This window comes from Nitratireductor sp. WH36-1, from assembly GCF_058725515.1.
Window position 1 is genome coordinate 2301218 of sequence record NZ_CM178970.1, and the last position, 25478, is coordinate 2326695.

At 62.2% G+C, this 25478-nt stretch carries 23 protein-coding genes; 7 read left to right on the forward strand and 16 right to left on the reverse strand.

The features are described 5' to 3' along the window. Positions 1 to 5: 5 nt before the first annotated feature. From AC4PTT_RS10820 to tpiA, 14 genes are all read right to left on the reverse strand, one after another. On the reverse strand, positions 6 to 305 hold the full coding sequence (locus AC4PTT_RS10820) for a GlsB/YeaQ/YmgE family stress response membrane protein (RefSeq protein ID WP_206545505.1): 300 nt from the start codon (positions 303 to 305) through the stop codon (positions 6 to 8). Between the two features lie 139 nt (positions 306 to 444). After that, positions 445 to 1890 carry a dihydrolipoyl dehydrogenase gene (lpdA, locus tag AC4PTT_RS10825; RefSeq protein WP_492161132.1) on the reverse strand — a complete coding sequence of 482 codons (1446 nt, stop codon included), beginning with the start codon at positions 1888 to 1890 and terminating at the stop codon, positions 445 to 447. Positions 1891 to 1958: 68 nt separating this feature from the next. Continuing rightward, on the reverse strand, positions 1959 to 2510 hold the full coding sequence (locus AC4PTT_RS10830) for an HdeD family acid-resistance protein (RefSeq protein ID WP_113155170.1): 552 nt from the start codon (positions 2508 to 2510) through the stop codon (positions 1959 to 1961). Positions 2511 to 2528: 18 nt separating this feature from the next. After that, positions 2529 to 3167, reverse strand: coding sequence for an SGNH/GDSL hydrolase family protein (locus AC4PTT_RS10835; protein ID WP_317088130.1), 639 nt, complete (start codon positions 3165 to 3167; stop codon positions 2529 to 2531). Between the two features lie 33 nt (positions 3168 to 3200). Continuing rightward, positions 3201 to 4562 (reverse strand): pyruvate dehydrogenase complex dihydrolipoamide acetyltransferase, encoded by a 1362-nt coding sequence (locus AC4PTT_RS10840; RefSeq protein WP_492161133.1) that lies wholly within the window; start codon positions 4560 to 4562, stop codon positions 3201 to 3203. A 13-nt stretch (positions 4563 to 4575) separates the two neighbouring features. Then, on the reverse strand, positions 4576 to 5976 hold the full coding sequence (locus AC4PTT_RS10845; RefSeq protein WP_206545331.1) for a pyruvate dehydrogenase complex E1 component subunit beta: 1401 nt from the start codon (positions 5974 to 5976) through the stop codon (positions 4576 to 4578). 13 nt (positions 5977 to 5989) lie between these two features. Beyond that, the gene (pdhA, locus tag AC4PTT_RS10850; RefSeq protein ID WP_492162607.1) at positions 5990 to 6910 is read right to left on the reverse strand and encodes a pyruvate dehydrogenase (acetyl-transferring) E1 component subunit alpha; all 921 of its coding nucleotides are present in this window, start codon (positions 6908 to 6910) and stop codon (positions 5990 to 5992) included. 350 nt (positions 6911 to 7260) lie between these two features. Beyond that, a complete protein-coding gene (locus tag AC4PTT_RS10855; RefSeq protein ID WP_113156295.1) occupies positions 7261 to 7581 on the reverse strand; it encodes an FtsB family cell division protein in 321 nt (106 codons plus the stop codon). 76 nt (positions 7582 to 7657) lie between these two features. Beyond that, the gene (gene eno, locus AC4PTT_RS10860; protein WP_113155165.1) at positions 7658 to 8932 is read right to left on the reverse strand and encodes a phosphopyruvate hydratase; all 1275 of its coding nucleotides are present in this window, start codon (positions 8930 to 8932) and stop codon (positions 7658 to 7660) included. Between the two features lie 135 nt (positions 8933 to 9067). Next, on the reverse strand, positions 9068 to 9898 hold the full coding sequence (gene kdsA / locus AC4PTT_RS10865) for a 3-deoxy-8-phosphooctulonate synthase (RefSeq protein WP_113155164.1): 831 nt from the start codon (positions 9896 to 9898) through the stop codon (positions 9068 to 9070). Further along, complete coding sequence (locus tag AC4PTT_RS10870) at positions 9895 to 10800, reverse strand: VOC family protein (RefSeq protein ID WP_492161134.1); 906 nt, start codon at positions 10798 to 10800, stop codon at positions 9895 to 9897. The genes kdsA and AC4PTT_RS10870 overlap by 4 nt, the downstream gene beginning before the upstream one ends. A gap of 111 nt (positions 10801 to 10911) precedes the next feature. Beyond that, entirely contained in the window at positions 10912 to 12540 is a 1629-nt protein-coding gene (gene pyrG / locus AC4PTT_RS10875; protein ID WP_162742309.1) for a CTP synthase, read from the reverse strand. A gap of 148 nt (positions 12541 to 12688) precedes the next feature. Beyond that, positions 12689 to 13075: a preprotein translocase subunit SecG gene (gene secG / locus AC4PTT_RS10880; RefSeq protein WP_113156294.1), complete on the reverse strand. Its 387-nt coding sequence runs from the start codon at positions 13073 to 13075 to the stop codon at positions 12689 to 12691. Positions 13076 to 13361: 286 nt separating this feature from the next. Continuing rightward, positions 13362 to 14111, reverse strand: coding sequence for a triose-phosphate isomerase (gene tpiA / locus AC4PTT_RS10885; RefSeq protein WP_492161135.1), 750 nt, complete (start codon positions 14109 to 14111; stop codon positions 13362 to 13364). Positions 14112 to 14286: 175 nt separating this feature from the next. On the opposite strand from tpiA, the gene AC4PTT_RS10890 reads away from it, so the two are divergent. Genes AC4PTT_RS10890 through AC4PTT_RS10910 form a run of 5 tightly spaced genes read left to right on the forward strand, consistent with a single transcriptional unit; the run spans position 14287 to position 19728 of the window. Beyond that, on the forward strand, positions 14287 to 16173 hold the full coding sequence (locus AC4PTT_RS10890; RefSeq protein WP_492161136.1) for a SurA N-terminal domain-containing protein: 1887 nt from the start codon (positions 14287 to 14289) through the stop codon (positions 16171 to 16173). 8 nt (positions 16174 to 16181) lie between these two features. Continuing rightward, entirely contained in the window at positions 16182 to 17213 is a 1032-nt protein-coding gene (gene trpD / locus AC4PTT_RS10895) for an anthranilate phosphoribosyltransferase (protein WP_113155159.1), read from the forward strand. Further along, positions 17203 to 18018: an indole-3-glycerol phosphate synthase TrpC gene (gene trpC / locus AC4PTT_RS10900; protein ID WP_297559410.1), complete on the forward strand. Its 816-nt coding sequence runs from the start codon at positions 17203 to 17205 to the stop codon at positions 18016 to 18018. The genes trpD and trpC overlap by 11 nt, the downstream gene beginning before the upstream one ends. 4 nt (positions 18019 to 18022) lie before the next feature. Next, the gene (gene moaC / locus AC4PTT_RS10905) at positions 18023 to 18517 is read left to right on the forward strand and encodes a cyclic pyranopterin monophosphate synthase MoaC (RefSeq protein WP_206545337.1); all 495 of its coding nucleotides are present in this window, start codon (positions 18023 to 18025) and stop codon (positions 18515 to 18517) included. 2 nt (positions 18518 to 18519) lie between these two features. Then, positions 18520 to 19728, forward strand: a complete 1209-nt coding sequence (locus AC4PTT_RS10910) for a molybdopterin molybdotransferase MoeA (RefSeq protein WP_492161137.1) — start codon at positions 18520 to 18522, stop codon at positions 19726 to 19728. A gap of 126 nt (positions 19729 to 19854) precedes the next feature. Here the strand turns inward: AC4PTT_RS10910 and AC4PTT_RS10915 are convergent, their stop codons facing one another. Continuing rightward, a complete protein-coding gene (locus tag AC4PTT_RS10915) occupies positions 19855 to 20286 on the reverse strand; it encodes a hypothetical protein (protein ID WP_492161138.1) in 432 nt (143 codons plus the stop codon). Positions 20287 to 20300: 14 nt separating this feature from the next. After that, positions 20301 to 20798: a single-stranded DNA-binding protein gene (locus AC4PTT_RS10920; RefSeq protein WP_283800496.1), complete on the reverse strand. Its 498-nt coding sequence runs from the start codon at positions 20796 to 20798 to the stop codon at positions 20301 to 20303. Positions 20799 to 21737: 939 nt separating this feature from the next. Here AC4PTT_RS10920 and uvrA point away from each other — a divergent pair. Together uvrA and AC4PTT_RS10930 are read left to right on the forward strand one after the other, a co-directional pair. Beyond that, positions 21738 to 24662: an excinuclease ABC subunit UvrA gene (gene uvrA, locus AC4PTT_RS10925; protein WP_492161139.1), complete on the forward strand. Its 2925-nt coding sequence runs from the start codon at positions 21738 to 21740 to the stop codon at positions 24660 to 24662. Positions 24663 to 24666: 4 nt separating this feature from the next. Next, positions 24667 to 25467 carry a DUF72 domain-containing protein gene (locus AC4PTT_RS10930; protein WP_206993420.1) on the forward strand — a complete coding sequence of 267 codons (801 nt, stop codon included), beginning with the start codon at positions 24667 to 24669 and terminating at the stop codon, positions 25465 to 25467. Positions 25468 to 25478: the final 11 nt, after the last annotated feature.

Genomic DNA, 25478 nt, shown 5'->3' on the forward strand with positions numbered 1-25478 from the left:
TTGTCCTATCGCGTGCGGCGCGGGGCCGAACGACCGAATATCCAGAGGATCAGGATCGCGCCAAGAATGGCGACCACCAGATTGCCAAAAAAACCATAGAACGAGATGCCGGCAATACCGGCAATCGTCCCGCCGACAAAAGCGCCGGCTATGCCGACCAGGATATTGATGAGAAAGCCATGCTCGCGGTTCATGGTCTTTTCAGCCACGTAACCGGCCAGAAAACCGATCACTAGCAGTCCGAAAAAGCCGACACCTGACATTCCCATACCAGGTATTCCCATGAGGCCGTGGCTTTCGCCCATCATCCCGATCCTCGTTGCGTTCCCCCGCATATAGTCCACTTGTCGCGGGGGAAACAGGGGCTTTTCAGCCCTTTTCGAGCATTTGGCGGTCAGGCAGCATCACCAGACCGCACACAAACGCTGATCTTAAGCGCCGATCTCAAGCATTGAGCGTGCGCCCATAGGCGTCGAGAACGCTTTCCTTCATCATCTCCGACAGGGTCGGATGCGGGAAGACCGTGTGCATCAGCTCTTCCTCGGTCGTCTCCAGGTTCATGGCGACGACAAAGCCCTGAATGAGCTCGGTGACTTCCGCGCCGATCATGTGTGCGCCCAGAAGCTCGCCCGTCTTCTTGTCGAAGATGGTCTTGATGAAGCCCTGATCCTCACCAAGCGCGATGGCCTTGCCATTGGCGGCGAACTGGAAGCGGCCAACGCGAATGTCGCGCCCGGCTTCCTTGGCCTTTGCTTCCGTCAGACCGACGGAGGCGACCTGCGGCTGGCAGTAGGTGCAGCCCGGGATCAGGCCCTTTTCAAGACCGTGAACGCCCGGCACGCCGGCGATCTTCTCGATGCAGATCACGCCTTCATGCTCGGCCTTGTGCGCCAGCATGGGCGGGCCCGCCACGTCGCCGATGGCGTAGATGCCATCGACATTGGTGCGGCCATAGCCGTCCACGGCAACGCAGCCGCGATCGGTCTTCACGCCCAGCGCCTCGAGCCCGAGATTTTCAATATTGCCCTGCACGCCAACAGCCGAAATCAGCTTCTCGGCGGAGATCGTCTCGGTCTTTCCATCCTTGGTCTCGATATGGGCGGTGGCGCCGTCCTTGCCCTTCTCGACCTTGGAAACCTTTGCGCCAAGCTTGAACTTGATGCCCTGCTTCTCGAACTGACGCTGTGCGAATTTGGAAACTTCCGCATCCTCGACCGGCAGGATCTGCGGCATCAGCTCGACCACCGTAACCTCCGCCCCCATGGTGCGGTAGAAGGAGGCGAACTCCATGCCGATTGCGCCGGAGCCCATGACGACGAGCGACTTCGGCATCGTCTTGGGAACCATTGCTTCGAAATAGGTCCAGATCCGGTCACCATCAGGCTCGATGCCCGGCAGAACGCGCGGACGCGCACCGGTGGCGACGATGATGTGCTTGGCCTTGTAGGTTCCGGGGCCCTTGGTGTTCTTCGGCGCGGGCGGCTGCGGCTGCATCGCCTTCTTCGCCGTTTCCGACACCACGACTTCGCCAGGCCTGGAAAGCTTGGCCTCGCCCCAGATCACGTCGATCTTGTTCTTCTTCATCAGGAACCCGACACCGCCATTGAGGCGCTGCGAGACCTTGCGCGAGCGGTCGACGACGGCGTCCACATCGGCCGTCACCTTGCCCTCGATGGAGAGACCGTAGTCCTTGCCGTTTTCGGCATAATGCTTGATCTCGGCGGAGCGGAGCAGCGCCTTGGTCGGAATGCAGCCCCAGTTGAGGCAGATGCCGCCCAGATGTTCGCGCTCGACGATTGCCGTTTTCAAGCCAAGCTGTGCAGCGCGGACCGCGGTCACATAGCCGCCCGGTCCCGAACCGATGATGATAACGTCGTAGTTTTCAGCCACAGCTGGTCTCTCCTTGTAGTCGTATCGTTGTTCCAGGGCGCGGGGCAGACCCGCGCCCTGAAAGAAAATCAGGCCCGCTGCGCCCCGCGCAGGCCGAAGGCGATGAGCAGGAGGAAGATGCCGTTCGACAACAGCTCAACCGCCAGCAGAATGCCCAGAATGGTTGCGGCCGCCCACGGCATGTCCGCCAGGATCATCACGCCGAGAACCAGCGAGACGAGGCCCGAGAACAGAACCCAGCCCCAGCCCGAAAGCGGGCGGAATGCAAAGGCGTACATGATCTTCACCACACCGAGCACGAGGAAGATGATCGCCACCAGAACCGTGAGCGAAACAATGCCCGCCGCCGGTTTCATGATGATGGAAACGCCCACTGCGAGCATCAGAACGCCCATGAGCAGCGCCCAGAGGAACCCGCCCCAGCCACGCACGCTGAACGCCTGCACGATCTGCAGCACGCCAAACAGGACGAAGGTCCATGCGGCCAGCATTGCAGCGGTCATCGTGGCCGCGAATGGATTGGCGAATGCCAGAATGCCGCCAATGAGTGAAATGGCGCCGAGCAGGGCAAGCCAGCCCCAGGAAGCGTGTACGCTTCTATTTCCTGCCGTATCGGCCATATGTCTATCCTTCCGCCTTTAAAACCCAAGCATTTCAGTAACGACCGGCGCGACTCCCGCACCGATCGACCTCGTGTTGTCGGCGTCCAGATGAACGCCGTCAAGCGGACTTGTGCGCGCCACACGGCCGGCGTCGAAGAAGCCGACACCCGTGTCCCGTGCGAGCGCTTCATATAAACCGGCGAGCTTTGCCGATTCGGAGCGCGCATTATCGAACAGTACTGAAAAGTCGGGATCATCCGTCGCGCAGGCCTGCGGCGGCGCCATGACGAGCACTTTCGGAGCCGGATCGCCCATCGGGTAGTCATGGCGGCGCACGATGTCGACCAGACGCTGCATGCCCTGTCTCGCACCGAAGGCGCGGCCACAGATGAACGGCTTCATGTCGTTCGTGCCAAGCATGATGATGACGAGATCAAGCGGTGCATGGCTCGTCAGAAGTGTCGGCAGAACCCGCGAACCATTGCGGTCAGCGCCGGCGGCGTAGTCGTCAAACACCGTGGTGCGGCCATTGAGCCCTTCGGCGATTACCCGGGCGCGGTCGCCCAGAGCGGCCTGAAGCGTGCTTGGCCAGCGGTCTTCAAAGGAATGGCGTCCGGGGCCGGCAGGATCGTACCCCCATGTCAGCGAATCGCCGTAGCACAGGATGGTCTTCATGTTCCGCCCCCGGACAAGATGTTCATTTGCGGCCTATACCAGCATCGCCATCGGGTTTTCGATGACCTGCTTGAAGGCGGCGAGGAGTTCAGCGCCAAGCGCGCCGTCCACCGCACGGTGATCGGTCGAAAGCGTGACCGACATCACGGTCGCAACCTTCACTTCGCCATCCTTCACCACGGCCCGCTGTTCGCCCGCGCCGACCGCGAGGATCGTCGCATGCGGCGGGTTGATGACGGCGGCGAAGTCCTTGATGCCGAACATGCCCAGATTGGACACGGCCGTGTTGCCGCCCTGGAACTCTTCCGTCTTCAGCTTGCGCGAACGCGCCCGCGCGGCCAGATCCTTCATCTCGTTGGAGATGGCAGACAGCGTCTTCTCGTCGGCGCGGCGCACGATCGGCGTGATCAGACCGCCGGGGATCGACACGGCAACGCCCACATCGGCGTTTTTGTGCTTCACCATGGCGTTCTCGGTCCACGACACATTTGCATCCGGCACCATGGCCAGCGCCTTCGCGTGGGCTTTGATGACCATGTCGTTGACCGACAGCTTGTAGGCCGGCTTCTCGCCATCCCCGATCTTCACCTTCGGCGCGGCATCATTGAGCTGCTTGCGCAGCGCCAGAAGCGCGTCGATCTCGCAATCGAGCGTCAGGTAGAAATGCGGGATGGTGGACTTGGCCTCGACCAGACGACGGGCGATGGTCTTGCGCATGCTGTCATGCGGGACGAGCTCGTAGGAGCCTTCCTCGAACAGTTTCAGCACCTGATCATCGGACATGGCCTGCGGCGCGGACGCAGCGGCGGAAGCTGCTTCAGCCGGTGCGGCTACAGCGGCCTTAGCACCGCCATCCTTGCCGGCTGCTTCCACGTCGGCCTTGACGATCCGGCCCTTCGGACCCGAACCGGCGATGGCGGACAGGTCGAGACCGGCTTCCTTCGCCAGACGGCGGGCGAGCGGAGAGGCAAACACACGCTCTCCATCGCCGGATGAAGCAGACTTCGCCTCTGCCGGCTTTGCCTGCGCGGGCGCTTCGGCCTTTTCCGCCGGTGCTACGGCTTCAGCGGGCTTCTCGGCCTCGGGAGCCTTCGCCCCGGCCTTTGCGCTTGCGCCGCCTTCGGCAGCCTTCACGGCGTCGGCAGCGTCCTCGCCTTCCTCGGCGAGAACCGCGATCAGCGCATTCACCTTCACGCCTTCGGTGCCTTCCGGCACGACGATCTTGGCGACGGTGCCTTCGTCCACGGCTTCCACTTCCATGGTCGCCTTGTCGGTCTCGATCTCGGCGATCACGTCACCGGGAGCGACGGAATCCCCTTCCTTGACCATCCACTTGGCGAGATTGCCCTCTTCCATCGTCGGCGAGAGGGCGGGCATGGTGACTTGGATCGGCATGGTGTCCTCCCCCTCAGTTACGATAGGAAACGGCTTTCACCGCCTCGACCACTTCGGCGACGCTCGGAAGCGCCAGCTTTTCGAGATTGGCGGCATAGGGCATCGGAACGTCCTTGCCGGCCACCGTGATCACCGGCGCGTCGAGATGGTCGAAGGCCCGCTGCATCACCTGGCTGGCGATATGCGCGCCGACCGACGACTGCGGGAACCCTTCCTCGACCGTCACCAGACGGTTGGTCTTCTTGACGGATTCGATCACCGTATCGAGGTCCATCGGACGGATCGTGCGCAGGTCGACGATTTCCACGTCGATGCCCTCGGCAGCCAGTTCCTCAGCTGCCTTGACCGCATAGGTCATGCCGATGCCGAAGGATACGATGGTCGCGTCCTTGCCCGTTTTGTGGATGCGCGCCTTGCCGATCGGCAGAACGAAATCATCCATCTTCGGAACGTCGAAGCTCTGGCCGTAGAGAATCTCGTTCTCCAGGAAGATCACCGGGTTCGGATCACGGATCGCGGCCTTCAGAAGGCCCTTCGCGTCGGCTGCCGTGTAGGGCATCACCACCTTGAGGCCCGGAATGTGCCCGTACCAGGCGGCGTAGCACTGCGAATGCTGTGCCGCCACGCGGGCAGCAGCGCCGTTGGGACCACGGAACACGATGGGCGCGCCCATCTGGCCGCCGGCCATGTAGAGCGTCTTGGCCGCCGAATTGACGATCTGGTCGATCGCCTGCATGGCGAAGTTGAACGTCATGAACTCAACAATCGGCTTCAGACCGGCAAAGGCCGCGCCAACGCCGACGCCGGCAAAGCCGTGCTCGGTGATCGGCGTGTCGACGACGCGCTTGTCGCCGAATTCCTGCAGGAGCCCCTGGGTCACCTTGTAGGCACCCTGATACTCGGCCACTTCCTCGCCCATGACGAAGACGTCGCCGTCACGGCGCATTTCCTCGGCCATGGCGTCGCGCAGCGCTTCGCGCACGGTGGTCGAAACCATCTCGGTGCCTTCGGGAATATCCGGATCGGCAGCGACCTTGAGTTCCGGTGCAGCCGGCACGGAGCCACCGGAAGACTTTTCTTCCGGCTCCGCCTTTGCGGCGCTGTCGTCAGCAGCCTTCGTCTCTTCGGCAGCCGGCTTTGCAGCCTGCCTGTCGAGATCGGAGGCGCTTTCGCCCTCACCCAGAAGAACAGCGATGGCCGTGTTCACTTTCACGCCTTCGGTGCCTTCGGCGATCAGGATCTTGCCGAGCGTGCCTTCGTCCACGGCTTCCACTTCCATGGTTGCCTTGTCCGTCTCGATCTCGGCGATCACGTCACCGGGAGCGACGGCGTCGCCTTCCTTCTTGATCCATTTGGAAAGATTGCCCTCTTCCATGGTCGGAGAGAGCGCGGGCATGAGAATTTCGGTTGGCATGTCGGCCCTCCCCTCAAAGCAGAATGTCGGTGTAGAGTTCAGACACATCCGGCTCCGGATCCGTCTGTGCGAATTCGGCCGAATCGCCGACCACGTCACGCACCTCTTTGTCGATGGCCTTCAGCGCATCTTCATCCGCCCACCTGCTGGCCAGAAGACGCTGCTTCACCTGCTCGATCGGATCGTGCTCGGAGCGCATCTTCTGCACTTCGTCCTTGGAGCGGTATTTCGCGGGGTCAGACATGGAATGGCCGCGATAGCGGTAGGTCTGCATCTCGAGGATGATCGGCCCCTTGCCCGAACGGCACCAGTCAACGGCCAGCTCACCGGCCGCCTTGACTGCACGTACATCCATGCCATCCACCTGGATGCCGGGGATCTTGAACGAAAGGCCGCGATGCGAGAAATCGGTCTCGGCGGAGGAACGCGCGACCGCCGTGCCCATGGCGTAGCGGTTGTTCTCGATGATGTAGATCACCGGCAGCTTCCACAGCGAGGCCATGTTGAAGCTCTCATAGACCTGGCCCTGGTTGGCCGCGCCATCACCGAAATAGGTGATCGAAACGCTGTCGTCGCCACGGTAACGGTTGGCAAAGGCAAGCCCGGTGCCCAGCGGCACCTGCGCGCCGACAATACCGTGACCGCCGTAGAACTTCTTCTCCTTGGAGAACATGTGCATGGAGCCGCCCTTGCCCTTGGAGTAGCCATTGCGGCGCCCCGTGAGCTCGGCCATCACGCCGCGCGCTTCCATGCCTGTTGCGAGCATGTGACCATGATCGCGATAGCCGGTGATGACCTGATCGCCTTCCTTCATGCTCATCTGCATGCCGACGACGACGGCTTCCTGGCCGATATAAAGGTGACAGAAACCGCCGATCAGGCCCATGCCGTAAAGCTGGCCGGCCTTTTCCTCGAAGCGGCGAATGAGCAGCATTTCACGATAGGCGTGAAGCTCCTGCTCCTTGTCGAATTCCTCGGGCTTTGGAGCCTTTGGTGTCTGGCCGGCACTTGCTGCCGCCCCTTTTCCGGTCGAGCGTGACCTGTTGCCACTGGTCTTGCTTGCGGCTCGCGCCATGCCTCTACTCCCTAGCTGACAATCCGGGGAATTTGTGCAACGGTGGAGCGCGGCAAAATTGCGCCGTGAGCCTCCCGTCATTTCCCGCTTATAGATGACAAAGCTAGCACGTAGTTCACATTTCGGCCATTCAAAATCCGCATAGCTGCCATGCAGCTAAATGCTTGGATTTGCACACCTTCTTATCGATTAACTGAAAGTCGGTTAATTCACCGATCCGCGCCAATGAGGATAATGACCTCATTTTCACGCGCGACATTGAGCGCGCGCCTGGCCTGCTCGTCCAGCATGTCCTTCTCGAGGCTGCCATCATTCACCAGCGCAACACGATGCTCCAGCTCCCTGCGCTTGGCGACAAGCGTGTCGAGCCTGGCCTGCGCCTCGGCAATGCGGGATTCGAGCTGAATTTTGGAATAGATGCCGTATTCGCCGTGATAGGCATGAAAGCCGAAATAGGCGAGAAACAGGCCCGTGATCGTCGGAACGATCAGGCGACCAGTGTTGCGGCGTTTGTGATGACGTGTCCACATGCGGAAAAAACCCTTCTCCCGCATGTGTTCATATCTTGCTTAATGGACCGTTATTTCAGCGCGGCCATTTGCATTTTTATCCGCGCAGGAACGACTTTCCGGCGTAACGCGCCTGACGGTCGAGCTCTTCTTCAATGCGGATGAGCTGGTTGTACTTCGCGGTCCGGTCGGAGCGCGCCAGCGAACCGGTCTTGATCTGCCCGCAATTGGTCGCGACAGCCAGATCGGCAATGGTGGAATCCTCGGTCTCGCCCGAGCGGTGCGACATCACTGCGGTGTAGCCGGCCTTGTGCGCCGTCTCCACGGCATCCAGCGTCTCGGTCAGCGTACCGATCTGGTTCACCTTCACGAGGATCGAATTGCCGATGCCCATCTTGATGCCGTCGCGCAGACGCGCCGAATTGGTCACGAACAGATCGTCGCCAACGAGCTGGGCCTTGTCGCCAACCAGATCGGTGAGGATCTTCCAGCCCTCGAAATCGTCTTCCGACATGCCGTCTTCGATGGAGATGATCGGGTAGTTGCCGACCAGCTTGGCGAGATACTCGGCCTGCGCCTTGCCGTCGCGCGTCTGGCCTTCGCCTTCGTAGACGTATTTGCCTTCCTTGAAGAACTCGGTGGCGGCGCAATCGAGCGCGATGCCCACATCTTCACCCGGGCGGTAGCCGGCCTTCTCGATGGAGGCGAGAACGAAGTCCAGCGCATCCTCGGCGCTCTTCAGGTTCGGCGCAAAGCCGCCTTCGTCGCCCACATTGGTGTTGTGGCCGGCATCCTTCAGACCCGCTTTCAGCGTGTGGAAGATTTCCGAGCCCCAGCGCACGGCTTCACGGATGGAGGACGCGCCAATCGGCATCACCATGAATTCCTGGAAGTCGATCGGGTTGTCGGCATGCGCACCGCCATTGACGATGTTCATCATCGGCACCGGCAGGACATGCGCGGAAGCACCGCCCACATAGCGGTAGAGCGGCAGGTTGGAGGATTCGGCGGCAGCCTTCGCCACGGCCAGCGAAACGCCGAGGATGGCGTTTGCGCCAAGACGGCTCTTGTTCGGTGTGCCGTCCAGATCGATCATCGCCTGGTCGATCTGCATCTGGTTCTCGGCTTCAAGACCGCTCAGCGTCTCGAAGATCTCGCCATTGACCGCATCGACGGCCTGCTCGACGCCCTTGCCGAGATAGCGCTTGCCGCCATCGCGCAGCTCCACGGCCTCGTGCGCGCCGGTGGACGCACCCGAAGGCACGGCGGCGCGGCCCATCGAGCCGTCTTCCAGAACCACATCGACCTCGACGGTGGGGTTGCCGCGGCTGTCCAGTATTTCGCGTCCGACAATGTCGAGAATGGCAGTCATTTTAACTCTCTCTGATCTGGAGGTTGAACCTGGGCATGAACCCGGGGGCAAGAACCCCGTAAGGTAAGCACCCGGGAGGAAGTGTCCGCGCTTTCTTAGCGCAGACACGTGAAAACTCAATGTCGCGCCTGACGTTCAGGCAGCCTTTGCGATCCGGTCGAACGCCATGAGACGCTCAAGAAGCCCTTTCATCTCGTTCAGCGGCACCATGTTCGGACCATCCGAAGGCGCGTTGTCGGGGTCCTGGTGCGTTTCCATGAAGACGCCGGCAACGCCAACGGCCACGGCCGCCCGCGCAAGCGTTTCCACGAACTGGCGCTGGCCGCCCGACGAACCGCCGAGACCGCCGGGCTGCGCAACCGAATGGGTCGCATCGAAGATCACCGGCGCCCCCATGGCCGCCATCTGCGGCAGACCGCGCATGTCGGAGACGAGCGTGTTGTAGCCAAACGAGGTGCCCCGCTCGGTCGCCATCACATTGGGATTGCCCGAAGCCGTCACCTTGGAAATCACGTTTTCCATGTCCCATGGCGCGAGGAACTGGCCCTTCTTCACATTCACCACCTTGCCGGTCTCGGCAGCCGCGATCAGGAGATCGGTCTGGCGACACAGAAAGGCCGGGATCTGAAGCACATCGACCACTTCAGCGACGATGCGGCACTGCTCCTCGGTGTGGACGTCCGTCAGAACCGGAACGTCGAATTCCTTGCGCAGATCCGCGAAGATCGGCAGGGCTGCCTCCAGCCCCGCACCGCGCTTGCCCGAAAGCGATGTGCGGTTCGCCTTGTCGAAACTGCTCTTGTAGACGAGACCGATGCCAAGCTCGTCCGTCATTTCCTTCAACGCGCCTGCCATGTCGAAGGCGTGCTCCCGCGTCTCCATCTGGCAGGGACCGGCGATCAGAGCCAGCGGAGCGTCGTTGCCGAAAACGACATTGCCGACCGTGACACGCGGATTGGGTTTCATAGGGAAGACTCCTCAAAGACAAATACTGTGCCCTGGCCGGCCGCCGGCGGCACGATGATGGAACCGGCTTCGTCGGCGAACAGGATCTCACGAATCGAAAATTGCTCGCGCAATCTGGCAACATCCAGACACTCAAAGACGATTGCCGCGAGATCGAACCGGCCATGTTGAGAAACACGGTCTAGACCATAACGCATTGCGTAGCGGTCGGGCGTCATCACCGTCAAAACCGCGTTGCCGAGCCTCAATTCGACTTCGCCATCCACCAGCCGCTCATGCGCTTCATCGGAAAATGCGTCCAGAAAGCCTGCATAATCGTCCGGCGATGCAGCAAGCATGACGATGCGTGCGGTGCCCGTCACGCCATTTGAATGCGTCTCGAGCGCGCCGCGCCCCGCAGTCGGCATGTTGATGCGCTGGCAGGTGAAGAAAAAGTGGCCGTCGGCGTTTTCCGGAGCGGCAAAGGCCAGCCGGAACGAAGCCGTGGCCTCACGCCCTTCAGCGTCGCGGAATGGACGCGAGAAGGACAGCGGCTTTCCCGCAGAAATCCCTGCATCGACAAAGCGTGCGTGATCGGCATCGGCGTCCGCCGTTCCCAGAACCACGGCTGAAAACCCTTCATCGCCATAGGTTTGACGAAAGACGCTGTCCCGCTCAATGAAGACATTGCCGTCTGCTTCCGCCTCAAGGGCAGCCTTATGGTCCATGCGGGCCAGGGGTTCGAGATAGGAGCCGTCTGAGAGAAAAACGCAGCAATTGCCGGTGCCGAAAGGATGCGCCGCGTCTGCGGCGACCGTGAAGCCAAGCGCTTCCAGTCGTTGCCGCGCGACCGTCAGACCTGCGGTTGGCAACACACAATGATCGAGGGTGCGATCGAGCTTGCGATCAGGGCTGCGCGGCATTTGCATCTTGTCTTCAGATACCATGCACCGCATGTGCCCGAAGCCCGGGCGCTTTGCAAGTGCAGAGCCGGCCAAGGAAGGTTTCCCCGCCACGAAGGCGGGGAAATGAAATCACACGAGGCGTGACTGCTCCACCGCAGCTGCGATGAAGGAAGCGAAAAGCGGATGCGGCTCGAAGGGCCTGCTCTTCAGCTCAGGGTGATACTGCACACCGATGAACCAGGGATGGTCGGCATACTCCACCGTCTCCGGCAGAACGCCATCGGGCGACAGGCCGGCAAACACCAGACCGCACTCTTCCAGCTTCTGACGATAGCCGATGTTCACCTCGTAGCGATGGCGGTGACGCTCGGAGATTTCCTCCGAACCATAGATCTCCGCAATCTTGGTGCCCTCAACGAGCATCGATTCGTATGCGCCGAGGCGCATCGTGCCGCCGAGATCGCCAGAGGCCGTGCGCTTCTCGAGCATGTTGCCCTTGAGCCACTCGGTCATCAGGCCGACAACGGGTTCGCTGGTCGGACCAAACTCGGTCGAGGAGGCATTCTCGATGCCAGCCAGCGAGCGGGCCGCCTCGATGCAGGCCATCTGCATGCCGAAGCAGATGCCGAAATAAGGCACCTTGCGCTCACGCGCGAACTTGGCCGCCAGGATCTTGCCTTCCGCACCGCGCTCGCCAAAGCCGCCCGGCACCAGAATGCCATGCACTTTTTCGAGCCACGGAGCCGGATCTTCCTTCTCGAAGATTTCCGCTTCGATCCATTCGAGCTTGACGCGCACCCGGTTCGCCATGCCGCCATGAGACAGGGCCTCGATGAGCGATTTGTAGGCGTCTTTCAGGCCCGTATACTTGCCGACGACGGCAATCGTGACCTGGCCTTCCGGATTGTGGATGCGGTCTGCAACCTCTTCCCAGCGCTCCATGCGCGGCTTCGGCGCCGGATCGATGCCGAAGGCCGATAGCACTTCCGAATCGAGCCCTTCTTCGTGATAGGCGATCGGCACATCATAGATATGCGCAACGTCGAGCGCCTGAATCACGGCTGATTCGCGCACATTGCAGAACAGCGACAGCTTGCGCCGTTCTTCGGCCGGGATCTCGCGATCCGCGCGCACCAGAAGGATATCCGGTGCAATGCCGATGGAACGCAGTTCCTTGACCGAGTGCTGGGTCGGTTTTGTCTTGAGTTCGCCCGCCGCCGGAATCCACGGCATCAGCGTCAGATGCACATAGACGGCGTTGCCGCGCGGCAGTTCATTGCCGAGCTGACGAATCGCCTCGAGGAACGGCATCGCCTCGATGTCGCCAACGGTTCCGCCGATTTCGCATAACACGAAATCGTAATCCTCATTGCCTTCAAGGACGAACTGCTTGATCTCGTCAGTGACGTGCGGGATCACCTGCACCGTGGCGCCCAGATAGTCGCCACGACGCTCTTTTTCCAGAATGTTCTGGTAGATCCGACCCGTGGTGATGTTGTCCTGCTTGTTGGCCGAACGCCCTGTGAAGCGCTCGTAATGGCCAAGGTCCAGGTCGGTTTCGGCACCGTCATCGGTGACGAAAACCTCACCGTGCTGATAGGGCGACATCGTGCCCGGATCAACATTCAGGTAGGGGTCGAGTTTACGGATGCGAACGCGGTACCCACGGGCCTGAAGCAACGCGCCAAGGGCCGCTGCTGCAATGCCTTTTCCGAGGGAGGAGACCACGCCGCCGGTTATAAAAACATATCGCGCCATGGGACTCATCGCTTATCCGGACACAGGCGATTCCGCCAGCAAAAAATAACGAGACGCAAATCTTTTTGCGCCCCGCGGTGAATAACTCTTGCGCACTGCAAAACCGGCCGCACCATTCAGGCGGCCGGAAAGCCTTGCAAGCGTGGGCTTACTGCCCCGTGGGAACCTGATCTTCAGGATTTGCTTCGGCAGGAGCTGCCGGCTCGTCGGTCGGAACCGATGCGCCTGCGCCGCCAAGCTGGTCGAGAACGCCGCCAGTGCCTTCGGTCTGCTCACTTCCGGCCGGGATGCGGTCCAGAATGTCTGTCGGGCTCGCGCCGTAACGGGCGATCAGCGAAAGAGCAAGCGAGGTTGCGAAGAAGGCTGCGGCGAGGATCGCCGTCGTGCGCGTCAGCGCGTTGGCCGCACCGCGCGCGGACATGAAGCCGGAACCGCCGCCGACACCAAGGCCGCCACCCTCGGAGCGCTGCATGAGGACGACGCCGACCAGCGCGACCACGACGATCAGATGAATGACGATGATAACGGTCTGCATGTTTCCTTCCGGCTTTCCGGCTCGAAGCATCCACTTGAATGCGGACGCGGCTCATTACACGGCTTTCACCGTTTTTCCAAGACCGCTTTTCCAAGACCGCCGGGTGCTCACTCACAGGGTCTCGTCTTCGATACCCCGTAATTTTGCCCTTAAAAGGACCGCACCGCATCCGGTTTTGCGGCATTTCAAACGCGTTTTCGCTCAAACCACATCAAATGACGGCATTTGAACGAAGCTCGCTCTCACATAGGCGGTTGAGCGAGCAACGCAAGACTTTTCTCTTCACTCAGCTCGGACAGGCAGCCGCGATGGCAAGAAAATCGACCGCCTTGAGGCTCGCCCCGCCGACCAGCGCACCGTCCACATTCTCAATCGAGAGAAGCTCGGTCGCGTTGCCGGGCTTCACCGACCCGCCATAGAGAAGACGCATCTTGTCGGCTTCGTCGCCGAGCAGCGTCTTGAGTTCGGTGCGGATATGTCTGTGTGCTTCAGTAATGTCCTCGACCGTGGGCGTAAGGCCCGTGCCGATGGCCCAGACCGGCTCATAGGCAACCACGGTGTTTGCCGCCGTGGCTTCCGCCGGAACCGAACCCGGGATCTGGCTGGAGAGGACAGAAAGCGTCTTGCCGCCTTCGCGCTCTTCTTTGGTTTCGCCGATGCAGATCACTGCCGTGAGGCCGGCGCGCCATGCGGCCTTCGCCTTGTCGGCCACGACGGCATCGCTCTCGCCATGATCGGTGCGGCGCTCCGAGTGACCGACCAGCACATGGCTCGCCCCCGCATCGGCCAGCATTTCGGCGGAGACATCGCCCGTATGCGCGCCGGAGGCTGCCGCATGACAGTCTTCACCGCCAAGGCGCAGCTTGCTGCCGGCAAGCGCATCGCTTGCGCGCGACAGGAGCGTTGCGGGAACGCAGATCAGCCCTTCCGCGCCGCCAAAGGCGCCCTCGCCCATCGCTGCGAGTTCACCGATGTCGGCCGAAAGACCGTTCATTTTCCAGTTGCCTGCAATCAGGGGGCGAATACCTGGCGTCATGCGTCAGCGTCCTTACAAAAATCAAACTCGGCAGCTTCCCTAGCAAAAACACGCGCTAATGCAAAAGCAATTGGGCCTGCAATTCCCACTCAACTATCGACACCCGGCGTCAGGGGCGTTATTGCGCTGTGTTGGGGCCAGTCCCTGAAATCACGCGAGGAACTTCGGAAAAGCCATGCTCGACAGTCTCAGAAACGCCGCCTCTACCTGGATCGCCAAGCTGCTCCTGGGCCTTCTCGTCCTGAGCTTTGCGGTTTGGGGCATTTCGGGCCAGATCCTGAACGATCAGTCGCGCAATGTGCTGACGGTCGGAGATTCCTCCGTTTCCATGCTGGATTACCGGCTGGCCTATGACCGCCAGATCAACACGCTTTCGCAGCGTCTGGGCACACGCGTCACGCGCGAACAGGCTGTTGCCTTCGGCATTGACGAACAGGTTCTGCAGCAGCTGGCCGCCGGCGCGCTTCTGGACGAGGAAGCCCGCAAGCTCGGCCTTGGCCTTTCCAGCGACCGGCTTGCGCAGCTGACCGCCGACGACCCGGCGTTCCGCGGACCGGACGGTCGCTTCAACCGCCAGCAGTTCGATTTCGTTCTGAGCCAGATCGGCATGCGCCCCGAAGATTATCTGCGCAACCGCGAACAGGTGGCCATTCGCCAGCAGATCGTGGAAGCGGCAACGGACGGCATGAGCGTGCCGGATGAGCTGTTCAAGAACCTGGCGCTCTATCGCGGTGAAGACCGCACCATCGAATATGTGGCGCTGCCGCAGGCTCTGGTCGAGCCCGTCGCAACGCCGGACGATGCGACGCTGCAAGCCTGGTTTGACGAGCGCAAGGCAGACTATGCCGCCCCGGAATACCGCAAGTTCAGCTATGTGAAGCTTGAGCCGAGCGACATTTCCGACCCGGCTTCCGTGTCCGAAGATCAGGTCAAGAAGGCCTATGACGACCTGCGCAACCGCTACACGACGCCGGAGAAGCGCACGATCGAACAGATCGTCTTCCCGGATCGCGAAGCAGCCGAAGCTGCGCTGAAAAACCTGCTCGACGGCCAGAGCTTCGCAGACGTGGCGACGGCCGCCGGCAAGAGCGCCGACGACATCGCGCTCGGCACGCTCGCCCAGGGCGAAATCGCAGACAGCGCCATCGCCGAAGCGGCCTTCGCGCTCAGCGAAAACCAGTTCAGCGACGTGCTTGACGGCACGTTCGGACCGGTGATCGTGAATGTCTCGGAAGTTCAGGCCGAGGTGGTTCAGCCCCTCAGCGAGGTGGAAGACGAGATCCGTCAGGACCTGGCGCTTGAGGAAGCGTCGCGCGTTCTGCTCGATGTGCACGATGCCTACGAAGACGCCCGCGCCGGCGGCGCGACCATGGCGGAAGCAGCCGAGCGCATGAACCTGACCATGCGCACGATTGAAGCCATCGACGCCACTGCGCGTCGCCCTGATGGCGCGATCGTCGGTGATCTTCCGGTTTCGGCAGAGCTGATTCGCGAAGTGTTCGAGAGCGATTCCGGCATCGAGAACGCGCCCCTCTCCATGGGCGGCAATGGCTTCATCTTCTACGAGGTGGAAGGCATCACGCCCGAGCGCGACCGCACGCTTGACGAAGTGCGCGAAGAGGTCACGCAGGACTGGATCGCTGCCGAGACGGATCGCCGTCTGGCTGCGCGCGCTGCCGAGCTGGCCCAGAAGGTGAAGGACGGCGTTTCGCTGGATGACATCGTTCTGGAAATCGACCAGCAGAAGCAGGTGAAGCGTGGCGTCAAGCGCACGGCGAACGACGCCGACCTTGGCCAGGCCGGTGTTGCGGCGGTGTTCTCCGTTCCGCGCGATGGCAGCGGCGTGTTTGCCAACCCGGCCGGCGACGGACAGGTTCTGTTCCGCGTCACCGAGGTCTTCGAGCCGGCGAGCGCGACGGCGCAGAGCATTCCCGAAAACCAGCGCGACGCCATGCGCACCGGGCTTGCCGACGATCTTCTCGACCAGATGGTTGCACGCCTGCAGGGCAAGCATCCGGTGACCGTGAACCGGGCTGCAATGCAGGAAGCCCTTAGCTTCTGAGGCCGACGATGAAGGCATTCAAAACCTATATCGCCAAGGCAGCCTCGGGCGAGCCGCTGAGTTTTGACGATGCGCGCGAGGCGTTCGACATCATGATGTCGGGCAATGCAACACCGAGCCAGATCGGAGGTTTTCTGATGGCCCTGCGCGTGCGTGGCGAGACCGTTGAGGAAATCTCGGGCGCAGTCGCCACCATGCGCGACAAGATGCTGACAGTCACCGCGCCGGAAGATGCCGTGGACATCGTCGGCACGGGCGGCGACGCCTCCGGCTCCTACAATGTGTCCACCTGCTCGGCCTTTATCGTGGCAGGCGCGGGCGTTCCCGTCGCCAAACACGGCAACCGGGCGCTCTCCTCGCGCTCGGGCGCTGCCGACACGCTGGCGGCTCTCGGCATCAATATCGAGCTTGGGCCGAACGAGATCGCGGACTGCATCCGCGAAGCCGGCCTCGGCTTCATGTTTGCGCCGGCACATCACTCCGCCATGCGCCATGTGGGCCCGTCGCGGGTTGAGCTTGGCACGCGGACAATCTTCAACCTGCTTGGCCCCCTGTCCAACCCGGCTGGCGTGCGCCGCCAGCTCATCGGCGTTTTTGCGCCGGAATGGGTGGGACCGATTGCCGAGGTGCTGAAGCAGCTTGGAACGGAAACCGCCTGGGTGGTGCATGGCGCGGGTCTTGACGAACTGACCACCGCCGGAACCACGCAGGTCGCCGCGCTCGAAGACGGCCAGATCCGCCATTTCGAGATCACGCCGGAGGATGTTGGCCTCAAGCGCGTGACCATGGCCGACCTGAAGGGCGGCGAGGCAGACTACAATGCGCGCGCGCTCAGGGCCGTTCTCGAAGGCGAAAAGAACGCCTATCGCGACATCTCGGTTCTGAATTCCGGCGCTGCGCTGGTCGTGGCCGGACGCGCCAAGACCCTGAAAGACGGCATCAAACTGGCGGCGGAATCACTCGACCGCGGACAGGCTCTGGCAACGCTGGAACGCCTCATCGAAGTTTCCAACAGGGGCACGAACAGCGATGACGACTGACATTCTGCGCAAAATCGAGGCCTACAAGCGCGAGGAAATCGCCGCCGCGAAGACGGCCTGCCCGCTGCCTGAACTGGTGGCGCGCGCCCGCGACGTGGAAGCGCCGCGTGGCTTCGGTGATGCGCTGTTGTCCAGGCAGGAGCGCGGGCGCTTCGGCCTGATCGCCGAGATCAAGAAGGCGAGCCCCTCGCGCGGCCTGATTCGTGCGGATTTCGACCCGCCGCGACTGGCGGCAGCCTATGAGGATGGCGGAGCGGCCTGCCTTTCGGTTCTGACCGACGGTCCGTCCTTTCAGGGTGCGCCCGCCTATCTGGAACAGGCGCGCGCCGCCTGCGGCCTGCCGGCGCTGCGCAAGGATTTCCTGTTCGAGCCCTATCAGGTCTACGAGGCCCGCAGCTGGGGTGCGGATGCGATCCTGATCATCATGGCGAGCCTTACGGATGACGAAGCCCGCGCGCTTGAAGAAACGGCGCTGGAACTGGGCATGGATTCACTGATCGAGGTGCATGACGAGCGCGAGCTGGAACGCGCGCTGGAGCTTTCCTCGACGCTGATCGGCATCAACAATCGCGACCTGCGGACCTTCGAGACAAGTCTTGAAACAAGTGAGCGGCTGGCCCCGCGTGTGCCCGAAGACCGCCTGGTGATCGGCGAGAGCGGCATTTTCACCAATGACGACTGCCGGCGGCTGGCGCGTGCGGGCATGAACACGTTCCTGGTGGGCGAAAGCCTGATGCGGCAGGATGATGTGACCGCTGCCACGCGCACGCTTCTGGGGCTCGACGCCGCCAAACTTGCGGGCTGAGCCGATGAGCGAGAAAGCGGCAGGCCTGACCCATATCGGCGCTTCCGGCGAAGCGCATATGGTCGATGTGAGCGGCAAGCAGGAAACCAGCCGGGAAGCGCTGGCGGAAGGCGCCGTGGTGATGAAGGCGGAAACGCTGGAGGCCATTCTGGCGGGCAACGCCAAGAAGGGCGACGTTCTGGCAACCGCGCGCATCGCAGGCATCATGGCCGCCAAGAAGACGCATGATCTCATTCCCCTTTGCCACCCGCTGGCGCTCTCGAAAGTGGTGGTGGACATCGAGCCCGACCACGAACTGCCGGGGCTCAGGGTGATGGCGCGTGTGCGCGTGACGGGACAGACGGGCGTGGAGATGGAAGCGCTTACCGCTGCCTCGGTTGCCTGCCTGACGATCTATGACATGGCCAAGGCGCTGGACAAGGGCATGGTGCTCGACGGCATCCGCCTTCTTGAGAAGACGGGTGGAAAATCCGGCGACTGGCGCGTAGCGGAGAACTGACCATGAGCCTTTTGCCGGTGGATGAAGCGCTGGAGCGCATTCTCGAGGGCGTGAAAGCACTACCCGGCGAAACAGTGCCCATTGAAGAGGCCGACGGTCGCATTCTGGCAGCCCCCCTCGCCGCCACCCGCACACAGCCGCCCTTCGACGCTTCGGCCATGGACGGCTATGCCGTGCGCGCCGCCAATGTGGCGACGCCGCGCGCAATGCCGCTAAAGCTTATTGGAGAATCTGCCGCGGGCAGCCGGTATCACGGCGCAGTGGCCGACGGCGAAACCGTGCGGATCTTCACCGGCGCGCCGGTGCCCGAAGGCGCGGACACGATACTCATTCAGGAAAATGCGGACATTCTGGACGATGGCCGGATCGAGGCGACCGATACCGTCGCTGCCGGACGCCATATCCGCCGCGCAGGGCTCGATTTTCAAAAGGGCGACAGCGTTCTCGAACAGGGACGCCGGCTCGGACCTGCGGGAATAGGGCTGGCGGCTGCGGCAGGCCATGCAACGCTTGATGTGACGCAGCGCCCGCTGGTGGCGGTGATCGCCACGGGCGACGAGCTGGTGCGGCCGGGCGAGCCCTGTGGCCCGGACCAGATCGTTGCATCCAACGGCTTTGCCATCGGCGCTCTGGCGCGCAGGGAAGGCGCGCGCATTCTCGATCTCGGCATCATCCCCGACGACAGCGCCGCGATCTCCGACGCGGTGCGCAGCGCCGCTGCCGCCGGTGCGCATGTTCTGGTGACGCTTGGCGGCGCTTCTGTCGGTGCGCGCGATCTGGTGCGGCAGGCGCTGCTCGATGCGGGCATGTCGCTTGATTTCTGGAAAATCGCCATGCGCCCCGGCAAACCGCTGATGTTCGGGCGGCTGGGTGACATGCGTGTGCTTGGCCTGCCTGGCAACCCGGTTTCCAGCCTCGTCTGCGCGCATCTGTTTCTGCGTCCGCTCATTGCCCGGCTTGGCCAGCGCAGCTACGCGCCGGATCTGCGCTCGGCTGTTCTGGCAAAGGCGCTGCGGGCAAACGATGAACGCCGCGACTATGTTCGCGCCTCGGTGGCGCCCGGCTCCGAAGGGCTGATCGCCACGCCGTTCACGCTGCAGGATTCCTCCATGCTGACCACGCTGGCCGCATCCAATGCGCTGATCGTGCGCGAGCCCGGCTCGCCGTCAGCTGAAGAAGGCGATCGCTGCCGTGTGCTGATGCTTGGGTGAGTGCTTCGCACCCGATGGTTACAGCCAGAAGTGCTGCGAAATCCGATGGATCGTCGTCAGCACACCGCGCCAGCCCGGCTTGCCATTCTGCGCAATGTCAGCCCGCTGCGCTGTAGAGAGCAGGCATTAACCGCCCTCGCCTTCGCGCCCGGGGATTGCGACGCGCATGGTGCGACCGCCAAGCCCGTGCACGGTGTCATGCGCACGCACAGTCACATGACCGAGCCCCCCTGGCAGCGCGACACCTGAAAGGCTGCGCGTAAAAGGCTGCTCATTCACATGTGGGTGGAGAAGCGTTCGGGAGGCGATGACCCTGCCAGCGTCATCCAGCACATCCCAGCGGTCTGCATAGTGATCCCAGCCCTCGTCCCCATGCTCGACCGTCACGTCGAAACGATGGGTTCCATCACCGTCAGCAATGATGTCGACCGCGACAACATCCGCTTCACCGGCATTCACCGGCGATGGCGCAAGGGCCGTCGCCACCGCAAAAAAGAAAAGCCCGGCAGGCCTGCTCAGACACGGTGCGGTCGAAGCGGCTCTGCCGGGCTTTTTCATGCGATTGTTCTGCCTCAGAACGGAATTTCGTCGTCGAGGTTCTGCGAGTAACCGCCACCGCCGCCGCTGCTGCCACCGGTGTCGGCGGGACCGGACTGGCCGAAATCGGAGCTGCGACCACCGCCGCCGCCATAACCGACCTGGTTGTCACCACCCTGCCCGCGCGTGTCGAGCATCTGCAGCTCGCCACGGAACTTCTGCAGAACGATTTCCGTCGTGTAGCGGTCCTGACCGTTCTGGTCCGTCCATTTGCGCGTCTGGAGCTGGCCCTCGACGTAAACCTTGGCGCCCTTCTTCAGATACTGTTCCGCCACCTTGGCAAGATTGTCGTTGAAGATCACGACATTGTGCCACTCGGTGCGCTCGCGCCGCTCGCCGGACTGGCGATCACGCCAGGTTTCCGAGGTCGCGATGCGGATGTTGACCACCGGATCACCGGAGTTGAGCCGGCGGATTTCCGGGTCTGCACCCAGATTTCCCACCAGAATGACCTTGTTGACGCTGCCCGCCATAACGCTTCTCCACGCTTATCCGAAATCTGCCGCGCACTTTATCGCAAGCAGGGCTGGCGCGCGCTCTCCCGCTGCCCCTGCTCCGGTCTCGTCCACAGCTCATTTGTTCTTCTTATGTTCGCACCTGGCGGAATGCCTGTCAATGAGCCCCTTCCGGGGCGCGCAGAAAGGCGCAACAGAAAAAGGAAAAGCCCCGCCGCATTGTTTCGAGCGCGCGGGGCTTCGGGTCTTCTGACCCTCCGTACCGGGAGTGGTTTACCGGTAATCATCAGGCAGGACGGGTTTCACCGTCCCTGTCTTCATAAACATTAGATTTTCGTGAGGCAGCCAGCCGCCAGCGTTGTCGTGCCTGCCGACGAAAAAGGTTCTGCAGTGCAGTGCCCTCAATCGCCATGGACCGCGTCGGGAACGCATGATCGTACGAGACGGTTATGCGCTCGGGACCGATCAGCCAGCTGTGGCTTCGCGCAAGAGGCGAAGCCCGATGCGTCGGTCAGGTGGAGTCATGCCTCCCTCCTTCTTCGCGTTACGAGGCTTTGCTCGGTGTCAGCGTGCTCAAGCAACCATGCGCGCCCGAAGCGCCCACCGGCGCGGTTTCAAGGGCGGCCAACAGCCACGAGCACTGACGAAAATGATACTGCGCCTTTGGTTAATGGCGGTCAAGGCGATGCGGCGGCGCGGGCGAAATTGTGATCATCTGTAACGGATGCTCACGAGAGCCAGCCCGGCGCAGGACGATAGTGTCAGGAGCGTGTTCGATATTTGTTCTTTTCCCTTGCTCTTTTTTTTAAAACGAGGGACAACCCCCGCAACGTCGAAACGCCCTCGTCTGTCAGCGGGCCGCGCGGCCCATCGACATTTGCGGCGCGTTTCCTACATGAAGCATGGTCCGGCATGCTGCCGGCCACACCAGATAAATGAGACAGGCAGCGACGGGGCATGCCAGAACACAAGTCCATCACCATTCGCGGCGCGCGCGAGCACAATCTCAAGAATGTCGATCTCGACCTTCCGCGCGAAAAGCTGATCGTCATGACCGGCCTGTCGGGCTCGGGCAAGTCTTCGCTCGCCTTCGACACGATCTATGCCGAAGGTCAGCGGCGCTATGTCGAAAGCCTTTCGGCCTATGCGCGCCAGTTCCTGGAAATGATGCAGAAGCCGGATGTCGACCAGATCGACGGGCTTTCGCCGGCCATTTCCATCGAGCAGAAGACCACGTCGAAAAATCCCCGCTCCACCGTCGGCACGGTGACGGAGATCTACGATTATATGCGCCTTCTCTTCGCGCGTGTGGGCGTGCCCTATTCGCCGGCGACCGGCCTTCCCATTGAGAGCCAGACCGTGAGCCAGATGGTGGACCGGGTGATGGCGCTGGAGGAAGGCACCCGCCTTTACATTCTCGCCCCCATCGTGCGCGGGCGCAAAGGCGAATACCGCAAGGAGATGGCCGAGCTTCAGAAGAAGGGTTTTCAGCGTGTGAAGGTGGACGGCGTCTTCTACGAGATCGCCGATGTGCCCGCCCTCGACAAGAAGTACAAGCACGACATCGATGTGGTGGTGGACCGCGTCGTGGTGCGCGCAGATCTGGCGACGCGCCTGGCGGATTCGCTCGAAACCTGTCTAAAGCTCGCCGAGGGGCTAGCTGTCGCCGAGTTTGCCGACAAGCCTCTTTCGGAAGGCGCGACCGCCAAGGGCGGCGGCGCAAACAAATCGAAAAACGAGACGCATGAGCGCATCGTTTTCTCCGAAAAATTCGCCTGCCCGGTCTCCGGCTTCACCATTCCGGAGATCGAGCCGCGTCTCTTCTCGTTCAACAATCCGGCTGGCGCCTGCCCCACCTGTGACGGTCTGGGCAGCCAGCGCGCCATCGACCCCAATCTCGTGGTGCCGGACGACAATGCGATCCTGCGCGAAGGCGCCATCGCGCCCTGGGCCAAATCCACTTCGCCCTATTATCTGCAGACGCTGGAAGCGCTTGGCCGCGAATTCGGCTTCAAGGTGGGCGACCGCTGGCGCGATCTGCCGGACGATGGCAAGGACGCGATCCTGAACGGCACAGGCAACAGGAAAATCGTCTTCGACTACAATGACGGCCTGCGCAGCTACCGCACCACCAAGCCTTTCGAGGGTGTCGTGGTCAATCTTCAGCGGCGCTGGAAGGAGACGGAATCGGCCTGGATGCGCGAGGAGATCGAGCGCTACATGTCGGCCCATCCCTGCCCCGCCTGTGATGGTCACCGGCTGAAGCCCGAAGCGCTCGCCGTCAAGATCGACGGCCTGCATATCGGCCAGGTCACGGGCATGTCGATCAGCAAGGCCGGCGCATGGTTCGAGGACCTGCCGGAGCATCTGAACGACAAGCAGAACGAAATCGCGGTGCGCATCCTCAAGGAGATCCGCGAGCGGCTGCGCTTCCTCAACGATGTCGGGCTGGAATATCTCACCCTGTCGCGCAATTCGGGCACGCTGTCGGGCGGCGAAAGCCAGCGCATTCGTCTGGCCTCGCAGATCGGTTCCGGCCTGACGGGCGTGCTCTATGTTCTGGACGAACCCTCCATTGGCCTGCACCAGCGCGACAATGACCGCCTGCTGGCGACGCTCAGACATCTGCGCGATCTCGGCAACACGGTGATCGTGGTGGAACACGATGAGGACGCCATTCTGACCGCCGACTATGTGGTCGATATCGGCCCGGCAGCCGGTGTTCATGGCGGACAGATCATCGCCGAAGGCACGCCGCAGGAAATCATGGCCAATCCGGCCTCGGTCACCGGCAAATATCTCACCGGCGAAATGGCAATCCCGATGCCGGAACAGCGCCGCGAAATCTCCAAGAAGCGGCGCATTCGCGTCGTGGGCGCGCGCGGCAACAATCTGAAAAACGTGACGGCGGATGTGCCGCTCGGCACCTTTGCCTGCGTCACCGGCGTTTCTGGCGGCGGAAAGTCCACGCTTCTGATCGAGACGCTGTTCAAGGCCGCATCGCGCCGCATCATGGGGTCGCGCGAGCAACCGGCCGATCACGACCGGCTCGAAGGGCTTGAGCATCTCGACAAGGTCATCGATATCGACCAGTCGCCCATCGGCCGCACGCCGCGCTCCAACCCGGCCACCTATACGGGCGCGTTCACGCCGATCCGCGACTGGTTCGCGGGCCTGCCCGAGGCCAAGGCGCGCGGCTATCAGCCGGGTCGCTTCTCCTTCAATGTGAAGGGCGGGCGCTGTGAGGCCTGCCAGGGCGATGGCGTCATCAAGATCGAAATGCACTTCCTGCCGGATGTCTATGTGACCTGCGACGTCTGCCACGGCAAGCGCTACAACCGCGAGACGCTCGACGTCACCTTCAAGGGCAAGTCCATTGCCGACGTGCTCGAGATGACGGTGGATGAAGGCGTGGAGTTCTTCTCTGCCGTTCCGGCCGTGCGCGACAAGCTCGTCACGCTCTCGCGCGTGGGGCTCGGCTATATCCATATCGGCCAGCAGGCAACCACGCTTTCCGGTGGTGAGGCGCAGCGCATCAAGCTCGCCAAGGAACTCTCCAAACGGGCAACCGGGCGCACGCTCTACATTCTCGACGAGCCGACCACGGGTCTGCATTTCCACGATGTGGCCAAGCTGCTCGAAGTGCTGCATGAGCTGGTGGACCAGGGCAACACGGTGGTGGTGATCGAGCACAATCTCGAAGTCATCAAGACCGCCGACTGGATTCTGGACCTCGGCCCCGAAGGCGGTGATGGCGGCGGCGAGCTCGTGGCCTGCGGCTCCATCGACGATGTGATGGCCGAGCCGCGCAGCTACACCGGCAAATTCCTGAAAGAACTTCTGGAGCGCCGGCCAGCCGGCAAGGCCCAGGCAGCGGAGTAAGACGATGAGCGCAGGCACCATTCGCGCCGGCATGGGCGGCTGGACGTTTCAGCCCTGGGAAGGCACGTTCTATCCGGACGACCTTCCAAAGAAGCGGCAGCTCGAATATGCGGCGCGACAGGTGCCAACCATCGAAGTGAACGGCACCTATTACGGCAGCCAGAAGCCGGCCACCTATGCCAAATGGGCGGATGAGGCCCCGGATGGTTTTGTCTTTTCACTCAAAGGGAACCGCTTCGTGACGAACCGCAAGGTTCTTTCGGAAGCCTCTGCTTCTCTTGAGAAATTTCTGGGTTCCGGCATCACGGAAATGGGTGACAAGCTCGGCCCGCTCGTCTGGCAGTTCGCGCCCACGAAGACGTTCGACCCGGAAGATTTCGAAGGGTTCCTGAAACTGTTGCCGGCCGAGCGTGACGGCATCGCGCTGCGGCACGTTCTTGAAGTGCGGCACGATTCTTTCTGCACGCCTGAATTCCCGCAGCTGGTTCGCAAATATGGCGCGGCCATCTGCTACGCCCACCACAACACCTATCCCGAGATTGCCGATGTGACGGGTGACTTCGTCTATGCGCGCCTCCAGCGTGGCGAGGACGATGTGCCCACGGCCTATCCGCCCGCCGAACTGGAGGGCTGGGCCAGACGCGCAGAGCAATGGGCCGAAGGCGGACAGCCAGACGACTTGCCGATTGTTGACCCCGGCTTCACGCCGGAGAAGAAGCCGCGTGATGTGTTCGTCTACTTCATTCATGAAGGAAAGATCCGCGCCCCACATGCTGCAAAAGCCTTCATGGGCCTTGTCGGCTGATCTCGCTTCAG